Annotated in this window: 9 protein-coding genes; 6 read left to right on the forward strand and 3 right to left on the reverse strand. The window is 73.3% G+C overall.

Going from position 1 to position 12,968, the window contains the following annotated elements; translation table 11 throughout:
• Positions 1 to 73 precede the first annotated feature (73 nt).
• The 5 genes from ACFV9T_RS18355 to ACFV9T_RS18375 all read left to right on the forward strand — a co-directional run bounded on the left by ACFV9T_RS18355 (position 74) and on the right by ACFV9T_RS18375 (position 6,921).
• Complete coding sequence (locus ACFV9T_RS18355) at positions 74 to 769, forward strand: YoaK family protein (RefSeq protein ID WP_385441391.1); 696 nt, start codon at positions 74 to 76, stop codon at positions 767 to 769.
• 63 nt (positions 770 to 832) lie between these two features.
• Positions 833 to 2,236: a Si-specific NAD(P)(+) transhydrogenase gene (sthA, locus tag ACFV9T_RS18360; protein WP_385441393.1), complete on the forward strand. Its 1,404-nt coding sequence runs from the start codon at positions 833 to 835 to the stop codon at positions 2,234 to 2,236.
• 66 nt (positions 2,237 to 2,302) lie between these two features.
• Positions 2,303 to 4,177: a molecular chaperone DnaK gene (dnaK, locus tag ACFV9T_RS18365; protein ID WP_385441395.1), complete on the forward strand. Its 1,875-nt coding sequence runs from the start codon at positions 2,303 to 2,305 to the stop codon at positions 4,175 to 4,177.
• Positions 4,178 to 4,273: 96 nt separating this feature from the next.
• The gene (locus tag ACFV9T_RS18370; protein WP_385441414.1) at positions 4,274 to 4,960 is read left to right on the forward strand and encodes a class I SAM-dependent DNA methyltransferase; all 687 of its coding nucleotides are present in this window, start codon (positions 4,274 to 4,276) and stop codon (positions 4,958 to 4,960) included.
• Between the two features lie 236 nt (positions 4,961 to 5,196).
• The gene (locus ACFV9T_RS18375; protein ID WP_385441397.1) at positions 5,197 to 6,921 is read left to right on the forward strand and encodes a SpoIIE family protein phosphatase; all 1,725 of its coding nucleotides are present in this window, start codon (positions 5,197 to 5,199) and stop codon (positions 6,919 to 6,921) included.
• A 5-nt stretch (positions 6,922 to 6,926) separates the two neighbouring features.
• Here the strand turns inward: ACFV9T_RS18375 and ACFV9T_RS18380 are convergent, their stop codons facing one another.
• The 3 genes from ACFV9T_RS18380 to ACFV9T_RS18390 are packed head-to-tail and all read right to left on the reverse strand — an operon-like array spanning position 6,927 to position 11,964.
• A complete protein-coding gene (locus ACFV9T_RS18380) occupies positions 6,927 to 8,099 on the reverse strand; it encodes an anhydro-N-acetylmuramic acid kinase (protein ID WP_385441399.1) in 1,173 nt (390 codons plus the stop codon).
• Positions 8,090 to 9,433 carry an MFS transporter gene (locus tag ACFV9T_RS18385; RefSeq protein WP_385441401.1) on the reverse strand — a complete coding sequence of 448 codons (1,344 nt, stop codon included), beginning with the start codon at positions 9,431 to 9,433 and terminating at the stop codon, positions 8,090 to 8,092. Before ACFV9T_RS18385 ends, ACFV9T_RS18380 begins: the two co-directional genes overlap by 10 nt.
• A 44-nt stretch (positions 9,434 to 9,477) precedes the next feature.
• Entirely contained in the window at positions 9,478 to 11,964 is a 2,487-nt protein-coding gene (locus ACFV9T_RS18390; protein WP_385441402.1) for a SpoIIE family protein phosphatase, read from the reverse strand.
• 131 nt (positions 11,965 to 12,095) lie between these two features.
• Between ACFV9T_RS18390 and ACFV9T_RS18395 the strand changes: the two genes are divergently transcribed.
• The gene (locus tag ACFV9T_RS18395; protein ID WP_385441416.1) at positions 12,096 to 12,869 is read left to right on the forward strand and encodes an SDR family NAD(P)-dependent oxidoreductase; all 774 of its coding nucleotides are present in this window, start codon (positions 12,096 to 12,098) and stop codon (positions 12,867 to 12,869) included.
• The last annotated feature ends 99 nt before the right edge of the window (positions 12,870 to 12,968 follow it).

Here is a 12,968-nt window from a genome sequence, read left to right on the forward strand (position 1 = left end):
TCTCCCCGGCCCGGGATCGGCCCGCTGTTTCCCGCGCACGCGGCGGGGCACTCGGGGTGCCCGGAGGTGGCCGATGGCGGACGGCGAGGGGACCACCGGCGACGGCGGCCTGGTGGCCACCGCCGTCGCGCTGACCGTGGCCACCGGTGCGATGGACGCGATCAGCTTCCTCGCCCTCGGCGGCGTCTTCACCAGCGTCATGACGGCAAACCTCTCGCTCCTCGGCATCTCGGCGGGCGCCCAGGACCCGGAACGGGCCCGGGACGCCGCCGTCGCGGTGGCCGGTTTCGTCGCGGGCGCCCTGCTCAGCGCCCGGATCGTACGGGGCGAGCGGCCCGCCAGGCGGGCCCGCTGGGCCCTCGGCGCGGAAGTGCTCGCGCTCGGCGGGCTGTGGGCGGGGTGGGCCACGGCGGGCGGCCACCCGGGGCAGGGCGCGCAGTCCGCGCTGCTCGCGGTGGCCGCGCTCGCCATGGGCGGCCAGAGCGGTCTGGTGCGCGCCGTCGGGCCGCCCGGGATGTCCACGACGTACCTCACCGGCACCCTCACCGGGCTGCTGGTCGACATGGCCCGCGACGGCCGGGTGCGCTGGGCCAGCGCGGCGCTGCTCGCCGCGCTCGTCGTGGGGGCGGCGCTCGGCGCGCTGCTGGTCACGCACGCCGCTCGGGCCGCGCCCGCCCTCCCGGCCGGGCTGGTCGCGCTGGTCCTCCTGGCGTCGTTCACCGCGCCGGGCGTACGGGGCCTCAAGTGGGCGTCGAGCGAAGGACGTTGAGCGGGGGACGTCGAGCGGTGGAACGCCCTTCCGGCGGGCGGATCCGGGTGACAGACTCCAGCCGTGACCGACTTCGACATGCTTGTCATCGGATCCGGCCCGGGCGGCCAGAAGGCCGCCATCGCGGCGGCGAAACTCGGCCGCCGGGTCGCCGTCGTCGACCGGCCGGACATGGTGGGCGGGGTGTCCCTGCACACCGGCACCGTGCCGTCCAAGACCCTGCGCGAGGCGGTGCTCTACCTCACCGGGCTGACCCAGCGGGATCTGTACGGCCAGAGCTACCGGCTCAAGGAAGAGATCACGGTCGCGGATCTGACGGCCCGCACCCGCCATGTGGTGGGCCGCGAGGTGGACGTCGTGCGCAATCAGCTCTCCCGCAACCGGGTCGCGATGTACTCCGGCACCGGACGGTTCGTGGACGACCACACGGTGGCCGTGACGGACGCGTCCGGCCAGGAACAGCTGCTCACCGCGCACCACATCGTGATCGCCACCGGCACCCGTCCGGCCCGCCCGGCGAGCGTGGAGTTCGACGAGCGCACGGTCATGGACTCCGACAGCGTCCTCAGCATGGAGCGGGTGCCGCGCTCCATGGTCATCGTGGGGGCCGGGGTGATCGGCATCGAGTACGCCTCGATGTTCGCCGCGCTGGGCAGCAAGGTCACCGTGGTCGAGCAGCGGGACGGCATGCTGGACTTCTGCGACGTCGAGATCGTCGAGGCGCTCCGGTACCGGCTGCGGGACCTCGCCGTCACCTTCCGCTTCGGCGAGACGGTCGCCGCGGTCGAGCGGCATGAGCGTGGCACCCTGACCGTGCTGGAGAGCGGGAAGAAGATCCCGGCCGACGCGGTGATGTACTCGGCGGGACGGCAGGGGCTGACCGAGGAGCTGGACCTCGCGAGGGCCGGGCTCACCGCCGACCCGCGCGGCCGGATCACGGTGGACGAGCACTACCGTACGACCGTGCCGCACATCTACGCGGTGGGCGATGTCATCGGGTTCCCGGCGCTGGCCGCGACCTCCATGGAACAGGGCCGCAGCGCGGCGTACCACGCGTGCGACGAGCCGGTGAACCCGATCCACGGCCTCCAGCCCATCGGCATCTACTCCATCCCGGAGATCAGCTTCATCGGCCGGACCGAGGACCAGCTGACGGAGGCGAGGGTGCCGTTCGAGGTCGGGATGGCGCGCTACCGCGAGCTGGCCCGTGGCCAGATCGTCGGCGACGGGCACGGCATGCTGAAGCTGCTGGTGTCCCCGGAGGACCGGCGGCTGCTCGGGGTGCACTGCTTCGGTACGGGCGCGACCGAGCTGATCCACATCGGTCAGGCGGTGATGGGCTGCGGCGGGACCGTGGACTACCTGGTGGACGCGGTGTTCAACTATCCGACCTTCGCCGAGTCCTACAAGGTCGCAGCGCTCGACGCGACGAACCGGATGCGCGAGGTCGACCACCTGGGCGACTGAACCGGGCCACCGCGTCGAAAAAGCATCCTTTGGGATACTTGGAGGCGTATCGGGAGGTGGTTCGACATGACCCGCGCAGTCGGTATCGACCTGGGGACGACGAACTCCGTGGTCTCGGTCCTCGAAGGCGGTGAGCCCACCGTCATCACCAACACCGAGGGCGCCCGGACCACCCCCTCGGTGGTCGCCTTCGCGAAGAACGGCGAGGTGCTGGTCGGCGAGGTGGCCAAGCGCCAGGCGGTGACCAACATCGACCGCACCGCCCGCTCGGTCAAGCGCCACATGGGCGAGGAGCGCTGGCGCTTCCCCGCCGAGGGCGACGTGGACGGCAAGCGCTACACCGCCCAGGAGATCTCCGCGAGGGTGATCCAGAAGCTCAAGCGCGACGCGGAGGCGTACCTCGGCGAGGACGTCACGGACGCCGTGGTCACCGTCCCCGCGTACTTCAACGACAGCCAGCGCACCGCCACCAAGGAGGCGGGCGAGATCGCCGGGCTGAAGGTGCTGCGGATCATCAACGAGCCCACGGCGGCCGCCCTCGCGTACGGGCTGGACCGGGAGAACGATCAGCGGATCCTGGTCTTCGACCTCGGCGGCGGCACCTTCGACGTCTCGCTGCTGGAGATCGGCGAGGGGGTCGTGGAGGTCAAGGCCACCAACGGCGACACTCACCTCGGCGGTGACGACTGGGACCAGCGCGTCGTCGACTACCTGGTCAAGCAGTTCAAGAACGGCTACGGGGTCGACCTGGCCAAGGACAAGATGGCGGTGCAGCGGCTGCGCGAGGCCGCCGAGAAGGCCAAGATCGAACTGTCCGCGGCGACCGAGACCACGATCAACCTGCCCTACATCACGGCGTCCGCCGAGGGCCCGCTGCACCTGGACGAGAAGCTCACCCGCTCGCAGTTCCAGCAACTCACCGAAGACCTGCTGGAGCGCTGCAAGGCGCCCTTCCACCAGGCGATCAAGGACGCCGGGGTCAAGACCTCCGACATCGACCACGTGATCATGGTCGGCGGCTCGACCCGGATGCCCGCGGTGACCGGCCTGGTCAAGGAGCTGACCGGCAAGGAGCCGCACAAGGGTGTCAACCCGGACGAGGTCGTCGCCATCGGCGCGTCCCTCCAGGCCGGTGTCCTCAAGGGTGAGGTCAAGGACGTCCTGCTGCTGGACGTCACCCCGCTGTCCCTCGGTATCGAGACCAAGGGCGGCATCATGACCAAGCTGATCGAGCGCAACACGACCATTCCGACCAAGCGCTCGGAGGTCTTCACGACGGCCGAGGACAACCAGCCGTCCGTGCAGATCCAGGTGTTCCAGGGCGAGCGCGAGATCGCCGCGTACAACAAGAAGCTCGGGATGTTCGAGCTGACGGGGCTGCCGCCCGCGCCGCGCGGGGTGCCGCAGATCGAGGTGGCCTTCGACATCGACGCGAACGGCATCATGCACGTCTCCGCCAAGGATCTGGGCACCGGCAAGGAGCAGCGGATGACCGTCACCGGCGGCTCGGCGCTCCCGAAGGACGACATCGACCGCATGATGCGCGAGGCCGAGCAGTACGCGGAGGAGGACCACCAGCGCCGCGAGGCCGCCGAGACCCGCAACCAGGCCGAATCCCTCGTGTACCAGACCGAGAAGCTGCTGCGCGACCAGGAGGGGAAGGTGCCACAGGACGTCCGGGAGGAGGCCGGGACGGCGGTCGCGGAGCTGAAGGAGACGCTGAAGGGCGAGGACACCACGGCGATCCGGGACGCCACGGACAAGACCGCCGCCGTCGCGCAGAAGATCGGCACCGCCCTCTACGCCCAGGCACAGCCCGGGACCCCCTCCGCCGGGACCCCGGACGGCGACGCACACCAGGACGGCTCGCACCAGGACACCGACGAGGTCGTGGACGCGGAGATCGTCGACGACGAGAAGCCGAAGGGGAGCACCGGCTGAGCGCCCCGGGAGGTCAGCCCCGGAAGATGCGCTCCGGCCATGGCGCGGACCCGGAATACGAGGAGAATGGGGGGTGACGTGGCGAACCCCGGGGATGTGTCCGTGACCAACGGAACTGGCGATACCGGATACGGGAACATACGGCTCGACCGCACCGGTCAGGCCGAGGCGTTCGACGCCATCGGCGACCGCTACGACGAGGCGTTCCCGCACAAGGACGGCCAGCTCGCCGCGGGCGAGTGGCTCATCGGCGCGCTCCCGCCCGGATCCCGGGTGCTCGACCTGGGCTGCGGCACCGGACTCCCCACCGCGCGCCAGCTGACCGGCGCGGGGCTGCGGGTCACCGGGGTCGACCTGTCCGCCGGAATGGTGCGGCTCGCCCGCTCGTACGTCCCCGGCGCCGACTTCCACCAGCTCGACATCGCCGATCTGCGCCCCGGGGGTCCGGTCGATCTCGGCCGGTTCGACGCGGTCACGGCGTTCTTCTCGCTGCTGATGCTGCCCCGCGCCGAGATCCCGTTCGCGCTCGGCACCATCCGCCGCCTGCTGCACCCCGGCGGGCTCTTCGCCCTGTCGATGGTGGAGGCCGACGTGGACGACTTCTCGATCCCGTTCCTCCGCTCCACCATCCGCGTCACCGGCTATCTGCGGGACGATCTGCGCGAGGTCATCGAAGCGGCCCGCTTCGAGATCGTCGGCGAGTCGTCCTACACCTACGCACCGGCCTCCTCGGACATCCCGCCCGAGGAACAGATCTTCCTCCGGTGCCGACGAGGCGGCTGAGGTCCGCGTCCGCGACGAACGGCACAGCTGATGGCGTCCCCGTACCCCACCCCCCAGGAAGGCCCGGACCGCCCAGACCGCCCGGGCGGCCGGGCCGTGGGCCCCGCCGCGCAGTCCCGCCGCGCCCCGCCGCCGCAGTCCGGCCCGGAGCGGCCCGGCGTGGAGCGTACGCCACCGGCCCGCAGACCGACCGGCTGCGCTACCTCGACACCGCCACCCGGCAGATCGCCCGGGGCATGGACCTCGACGAGACCCTGCACGAACTGTGCCGCGCCGCCGTCCCCGCCTTCGCCGACGCGGCCGTGGTGCACCTGCGCGACCCGCTCCCCGCCGGGGAAGAAGAGCCGCCGGGCCCCTTGGTCCTGCGCCCCCACAGCGCAGGCCCGGAACCCCCGCCCGCCGCCTGCGGCGTGCCCGGCGGTCCCGTTGACCGTGGCGGCGGTGCCGCTCCCGGCGGCCCGGGGCATCGCGGCGGGGTCCGGGCCACCGGACCACCGCCGCGTGCCGCGCCGCCGCTCGGGCCCGCCCGGCTCACCGTCACCGGGCGGCTCGCCGAGCTGCTGGCCGCCGGGCGGCCCGCGTTCGGGGACGTCCCCGGAATCGCCGCCGAGGTCGCCGAGCTGCTGAGCCCCGCGGTGGGCGGCCCGGGCCCGGTGCCTCCCGGGCGGCGGCTGATCATCGCGCCGCTGCGCGGGCGGGAGCACATCGTCATGGGCGCCGCCGTCCTCGTACGCCACCCCGACCGGCCGCCGTTCACCGGGGACGATCTGCTGGTCGCCTCCCAGCTCGCCACCCACACCGCCCTCGGCATGAACAAGGCGGTGCTCTACGGGCGCGAGGTCTCCGTCGCCGACGCCCTGCAGCGCACCATGCTCCCCTCCTCGCTGCCCGAGCCGATCGGCGTCCGGCTCGCCACCCGCTATCTCCCGTCCTCCAAGACCGCCCGCATCGGCGGCGACTGGTACGACGCGATCCCGCTGCCCGGCAACCGCGTCGCCCTCGTCATCGGCGACGTCATGGGCCACTCCATGACCTCCGCCGCGATCATGGGCCAGCTGCGCACCACCGTGCAGACCCTCGCCGGGCTCGACCTGTCCCCGGACGAGGTGCTGCACCACCTCGACGAGCAGGCCCAGCGGCTGGGCAGCCAGCACATGGCGACCTGTCTGTACGGCATCTACGACCCCATCGCACACCGGCTGCTGGTGGCCAACGCCGGGCATCCGCCCCCGGTGCTGCTGCAGCCGGGAGGCCGTGGCCAGGTGCTGCGGATACCGCCCGGCCCGCCCATCGGCGTCGGCGGCGTCGGCTTCGAGACGGTGGAGATGTTCGCGCCCACCGGGGCCACCCTGCTGCTCTACACGGACGGTCTCGTGGAGTCCCGCGACACCGATGTGTCCACCGGGGTCGAGCGGCTGCGCGACCGGCTGCACACCACCGCCCAGGTGCTCGACCCGCCGCCGCTGGAGCTGCTGTGCGACGCGGCGGTGGGCGGCGTCGGGCCCCGGGACCGGGACGACGACATCGCGCTGCTCGCCGCCCGCTTCGACGGCATCCCGTCGTACAACGTCGCCTACTGGTTCCTGGACCCGAAGCCGCAGACCGCGGGCCGGGCCCGCCGCCTCACCCGCCGCACCCTGCACCGCTGGCAGCTGGACTCGCTGCTGGAGACGACCGAACTGATGGTCAGCGAGGTGGTCACCAACGCCGTCCGCTACGCGACCCGGCCGGTGACGCTGCGCCTCCTGCGCACCGATGTGCTGCGCTGCGAGGTCGGCGACGACTCGCCGTTCGTGCCCAGGATGCTGCACGCCCGCCCGGGCGACGAGGGCGGCCGCGGCCTGTTCCTGGTCAACCAGCTCGCCCGGCGCTGGGGCGCGACCCGGCTGAGCACCGGCAAGCTGGTGTGGTTCGAACAGCGCCTGCCCCGGGACCTCCGGATGGAGATCCCGGAGGACTGACACGACTACCGGTGGAAGATCTCCAGCCGGGACGGCGCCGGGCGGTCCGGCGTCGGCAGCACGAGCGCCCGCCGCCCCGGGGTGATCGACCCCAGGACGCCACCGCGCCGCGCGCCCGTGCAGCTCGGCACCGTACCCGCCAGCCCATGGGCGGTCAGAAAGCCCAGCACGGCGAAGGCGTACGCCTCCTTGGCCGCCGCCGGAAGCCCCAGCTCGTCGGAGCCCCGCAGAGCGATCGTGCCGAGCGCGCGGCGGAGCGCGGCCATCAGGGCGGGGTTGCGGACGCCACCGCCGGAGGCGAGCACCTCGGTGGCGTGGACGGAGCGCGCCGCGTCGGCCACGGTACGGGCGGTCAGCTCGGTGACGGTGGCGATGACGTCGTGGCCGTCCACCGGGCCGGTGGCCGCCAGCGCGGCCCGCAGATAGGGGAGATGGAACAGCTCCTTGCCGGTCGTCTTGGGCGGCGGCAGCGCGTAGTACGGCTCGGCCAGCAGCCGTTCCAGCAGTCCGGGGTGGACGGTGCCGCGCGCGGCGAGGGCGCCGTCCGCGTCGTAATCCCGCCGACCGCCCGTCAGATCCCGCACCGCCGCGTCGATGAGGGCGTTCCCGGGGCCGGTGTCGTAGGCCAGCGGCTCACCGGCCCGGGGGACCACGGTGAGGTTGGCGATGCCGCCCAGGTTCAGCGCGGCGCACACCCCGGACCGCCCGCGCAGCCACAGCGTGTCGACCAGGCTGACCAGCGGGGCGCCCTGGCCGCCCGCGGCCACGTCCCGGCTGCGCAGATCGGAGACGACCGGGACGCCGGTGGCCTCGGCGATCCAGGCGGGCTGGCCGAGCTGCAGTGTGCCGTGCACCCGGCCGTGCTCGGCCCAGTGGTACGCGGTCTGGCCGTGCGAGCTGATCAGTTCGGCCCGACCGCCGCACAGCTCCCGGTCGGCGCGGACGGCGAGCCGGGCGAACGCCTGGCCGATCCGGGTGTCGAGCGCGCACACGTCCGCCATGGTGGTCGCCGCCGGTGGCAGCGCGGCGGCCAGCGCCGCGCGCAGCTCGTCCGGATAGGCGGCGCTGAGCAGGCCCAGCGGGGCGAGCATCAGGGTGTCGCCGTCGAGGGCCAGATCGGCGGCCGCCGCGTCCACCGCGTCGTGGGATGTGCCCGACATCAGTCCGATCACGCGCATGGGGTCTCCTCCTCGGTCTCGTCCCGGGGCGGGTGCCGCTCCTCCTCCCGCAGCGTGCCCCGGTGGGTGTCGCCGCGCAGGGTGGCCAGGGCGACCAGGCTGAGCGCGCCGGTCGCCGCCACGTAGTACGCGGGGATGTCCGCCTCCCCGGTCCGTTTGATCGCCTCGGTGATGATCAGCCCGGCGCACCCCGAGAACACGGCGTTCGACAGCGCGTACGCCAGCCCAAGCCCCGTGTACCGGACCCGGGTCGGGAACATCTCGGCGAGCATCGCCGGTCCGGGCCCCGCCATCAGCCCGACCACCGCGCCCGCCACGAAGACGGCCACGCCCCGCAGCAGCGCCGAACTGCCCGGATCCTGAAGGAGGTTGAGCAGCGGGAAGGCGAGCACGGTCACCAGGGCGGCGCCGGTCAGCATGACCGGTCGCCGCCCGATCCGGTCGCTGAGCAGCCCCGCCGGGAGGATGGCCGCCGCGAACCCGGCGTTGGCCACCGCAGTGGCGATCAGCGCCTGCTGGAAACTCGCGTCCAGGGTGGACTGCAGATACGAAGGCATGACGACCAGGAACGTGTACCCGGCCGCCGCCCAGCCCATGACGCGTCCCGCGCCCAGCACGATGGCCCCGGCCGTCTCACGGAGCCCGGCCGCCGCCCCACCCGGCCCGGTCCGCACGCGCGTCGTACGGAACGACGGGGTCTCCTCAAGTCGCAGCCGCAGCCACAGCGCGGTCAGCCCGATCGGCAGGGCCAGCAGGAACGGCACCCGCCAGCCCCAGTCGCGCACCGCCTCCTCGCCCAGCGCGGTGGCCAGGACGGCCGCCGTCCCCGCCCCGGCGAGCAGCCCCAGCGCGACGGTGAACGACTGCCACGCCCCGTACAGCCCGCGGCGCCCCGGCGGAGCGAACTCCGTCATGAGCGACACCGCGCCACCGAACTCCCCGCCCGCGGAGAGCCCTTGCAGGATCCGCGCCAGAGTGAGCAGCCACGGGGCGGCGGCGCCCACCGTGTCGTACGTGGGCAGCAGACCGATGAGCGTGGTGGCGCCGGTCATCAGCAGCAACACCAGGATCAGGGTCGGGCGCCGTCCGATCCGGTCGCCGGTGCGCCCGAAGACGGCGGCGCCGATGGGCCGGAAGAAGAACGCGAGCCCGAACGAGGCGTACGTCTTGACCAGGCCCTCCACCTCGCTGCCGCCCTCGGGGGTGAAGAAGTTCGCGGCGATGACGGTCGCGAAGAAGCCGTAGACGCCGAACTCGTACCACTCGATGAAGTTGCCGACCGAACCCGCCAGCAGGGCGCGGCGCCTGGCCGGGCCGGGGAGAGAAGCGCTCACATCCAGATCCCGTACCCGCCCGGGACGTGTCCGTACCGGAGGGGCTACCGGCGGGGGCCGTTCAGGGGTTGTTCGGCCCAGATGGTCTTGCGGTCGCCGGAGTAGCGGGTGCCCCAGCGCTGGGTGAGCTGGGCGATGAGGAACAGGCCGCGGCCGCCCTCGTCCATGCGGCCCGCGCGGCGCAGATGGGGCGCGGCCGCGCTGCTGTCGGAGACCTCGCAGATCAGCGACTGGTTTCTGACCAGCCGCAGTTGGATCGGGCTGCGGGCGTGCACGATGGCGTTGGTGAGCAGCTCGGTGACCACGACCTGGGTGGTGGCCACGAGATGGCCGAGCTGCCACCGGGCCAGCTGGCGCGCCACGTGGTCGCGGGCGCGGGCGACGATCTCGGGTTCGGCGGGCAGGTCCCAGGCGGCGCAGCGGTCGTCGCTCAGCGCGCGGGTACGGGCCACCAGCAGCGCCACGTCGTCGGACGGATGGCCCGGGATCAGCCGGGAGACGGCGGTGTCGCACACCGCGTCCAGCGACAGGTCGCGGCAGCCGTCGTCCAGGGCGCGGCGCAGCCGGTCGAGCCCGGCGTCGATGTCGTGGTCGCGGGACTCGACCAGGCCGTCGGTGTAGAACACGAGCAGGCTGTTGTCGGGCAGTTCGGCCTCGGTGGCCTCGAACGGCAGCCCGCCCACGCCCAGCGGCGGCCCGTTGGCGGAGTCCAGGAACTCGGCCCGTCCGCCGGGGGTGAGGACGGCGGGCGGGGGATGCCCGGCGCGGGCGAAGGTGAGGTGGCGGGTGATGGGGTCGTAGACCGCGTACACACAGGTGGCGCCGAAGGCGTAGGCGTCTATGGCCGGTTCGGACGCGGCACCGGTCGCGCCAGTGGCATCGCCGGACTCGGGGCCCTCGGCGGCCTGTTCGTCGACCAGCCGCCGCACCTGGTCGTCGACATGGGCCAGCAACTCGTCGGGGGGCAGGTCGAGGTCGGCCAGGGTGCGGACGGCGGTGCGCAGCCGCCCCATGGTGACGGCGGCCTTCATCCCGTGGCCGACCACATCGCCCACGACGAGCGCCACCCGGGCCCCGGACAGCGGGATCACATCGAACCAGTCGCCGCCCACCCCCAGCCTGCTTCCGGCGGGCAGATAGCGCGAGCGGGCCTCCACCGCCGCCTGGACGGGCAGCCGCTGGGGGAGCAGGCTGCGCTGGAGGGCGAGGGCGGTGCCGCGTTCGCGGGTGTAGCGGCGGGCGTTGTCGACGCAGACCGCGGCGCGGGCCACGATCTCGTCGGCCAGCAGCAGATCGTCCTGCTCGAAGGGGTCGGTGCGCTCCCGCCGCAGGAACACCGCCACCCCGAGGGTGCTGCCGCGCGCCCGCACCGGCACCACCATCCAGGAGTGGATGCCCCACCGCTTGATGCCCTCGGCCCGCTTGGGGTCGTCGGCGAGCCAGCCGGGCAGCGGCCCCGGGCCGTTCACCGACTCCAGGACGGAGGTGCCGGTGGCCAGGGCGCGGGCGAAGGGGGAGTCCGGGGCGGACGCGTGCACGTCCACGTCCTCCACGTCGGCCACGGCCTCCGGGGTGCCGGGCATGATCGACTGGTGGGCGGCGCGCCGGAACACGGTCTCGCGCGCCACCGCCCCGGTGGGCGGCTCCTCGCCCTCGAAGACCGAGTCGATCAGGTCGACGCAGGCGAAGTCGGCGAGCCGGGGCACCGCCACGTCCGCCAGCTCCTGGGCGGTGTGCAGCAGGTCGAGGGTGGAGCCGATACGGGCGCTGGCGTCGTTCAGCACCGCGAGCCGCTCCCGGGCGCGGTGCCGCTCGGTGATGTCGAGCACCGCGTGGCAGACGGCGAACACCTCGCCCAAGCGGTTCTTGAGCGGGAAGACCGAGTTGGACCAGACGTGCTCCCGGCCCGGGTCGGAGGGCACCCGGCCCTGGACCTCGACATCGGCGACCGCGACGCCCTGGCGGAGCACCTGGTGCTGGGTGGCCTCCATTCCGGAGGTGTCCACCTGCGAGGCCGTCTCGCTCAGGGTGAGCCCCAGCCGCTCCTCGTCCGGGATACCGCTGAGCCGCCGCAGCGCGGCGTTCTGCATCAGGCAGCGGTACTGGTCGTCGTAGACGCTCAGGGCCACGGGTGACGCCAGGCCCAGGCCGTCCAGGAGCGCGCGGCCGATGTCCTGGCGGCGCACCGACATCTCGCGGGTGGCCTGCAGCAGCCAGTGGGGGCGCCCGTCGCCCGGGGACCACGGCTGGGCCCACAGGACGGTACGTATCTCCCCGCCGTCGCGGTGGCGCAGCACCGCCGGACCGCCCTGGGCGGCGGTGTACGCGTCGGCGCGGGGCGGCCCGGGGCCGCCGGGGGCGAACAGCTCCGCCACCGGGCGTCCCACCACCTCCTCGGCCCGGTATCCGAGGAGGTTCCGCGCCCCGAGACTCCAGCCGGTCAGGATGCCCCGCTCGTCCACCACGAGGGCGGCCTCGGAGACCGGATCGGGGAGGTGGTGGGGCCATCCGCGGAAGGTGGTGTCGCCCATTGCATGCGCTCTCGCCTCGTATCGACATGTACGCCTCGTATCGGCGCATACGCCTTGTATCGGCACGTGCAGCGAATTTTACTCCGCCGGGCGCGGACGACCCCTTGGCGTCAGTCATTAATTCATATTTAATATCGGCCGTGACGTCTTCTTCTCCCGCTCAGGGCTCCGGTTGCGTGATCGTCACCGGCGCCGCAGGCGGCATCGGAGCGGCCACCGCCCGCCGACTGGCCGCCGACGGCGCGGGGGTGCTGATCGCCGATGTGCTGCGCGAGGAGGGCGAGGACGTGGCCCGGGAGATCCGCGCCGACGGCGGACGGGCCGTCTTCCAGCACTGCGACGTGGCCGACGAGGGCTCCTGGGACGCGGCGGTACGTACCGCCACCGAGGCCTTCGGGCCGGTGTCCGGGCTGGTCAGCAACGCCAGCGCGGTACGGATCGGGCCCGCCGACGAGATCGGCCTCGACGACTGGAACCAGCAGCTGTCGGTCGGCCTCACCGCCGCCTTCCTCGGCTTCCGCGCCTGCCTCCCCGGCCTGCGGGCCACCCGGGGGAGCGCGGTCCTGGTGTCGTCCGTGCACGCCCTCGTCGGGCTCCCCGGCCGCCCCGCCTACGCGGCCGGGAAGGCGGGCCTCACCGGGCTGACCCGCCAGCTGGCCGTCGAGTACGGCCCCGGGGTGCGGGTCAACGCCGTCCTGCCGGGGCCCGTCCTCACCCGCGCCTGGGCCGGGATCAGCGAGGAGGACCGGCGCGCCAGCGCCGAGCAGACCGCCGCCCGCCGCCTCGGCCGCCCGGAGGAGGTGGCCGGGGCCATCGCCTTCCTGCTCGGCGGCGACGCCTCGTTCGTCACCGGCGCCTCGCTGGTGGTGGACGGCGGGTGGAGCGTGCTGAAAACCAGTTCCTAGGGGGTGTCTTGCCGGTCAGGCCGGATCAGCGAGCGGCGGCTGGTGCGGTACATCGCAAGCCGCGTGAGGAGAGCGCAGCGGCGCTGCGTGCGACGAGCG

Source organism: Streptomyces sp. NPDC059850 (assembly GCF_042731515.1).
In the GTDB taxonomy this organism is placed as follows: Bacteria; Actinomycetota; Actinomycetes; order Streptomycetales; family Streptomycetaceae; genus Streptomyces.

What these genes read in the sequence shown, in the direction of transcription:
- dnaK (WP_385441395.1), top strand. Translation starts at nt 2,303, where the DNA reads ATGACCCGCGCAGTCGGTATCGACCTGGGGACGACGAACTCCGTGGTC.
- ACFV9T_RS18390 (WP_385441402.1), bottom strand. Translation starts at nt 11,964, where the DNA reads ATGGGCGACACCACCTTCCGCGGATGGCCCCACCACCTCCCCGATCCG.
- ACFV9T_RS18375 (WP_385441397.1), top strand. Translation starts at nt 5,197, where the DNA reads ATGGACCTCGACGAGACCCTGCACGAACTGTGCCGCGCCGCCGTCCCC.
- ACFV9T_RS18355 (WP_385441391.1), top strand. Translation starts at nt 74, where the DNA reads ATGGCGGACGGCGAGGGGACCACCGGCGACGGCGGCCTGGTGGCCACC.
- ACFV9T_RS18380 (WP_385441399.1), bottom strand. Translation starts at nt 8,099, where the DNA reads ATGCGCGTGATCGGACTGATGTCGGGCACATCCCACGACGCGGTGGAC.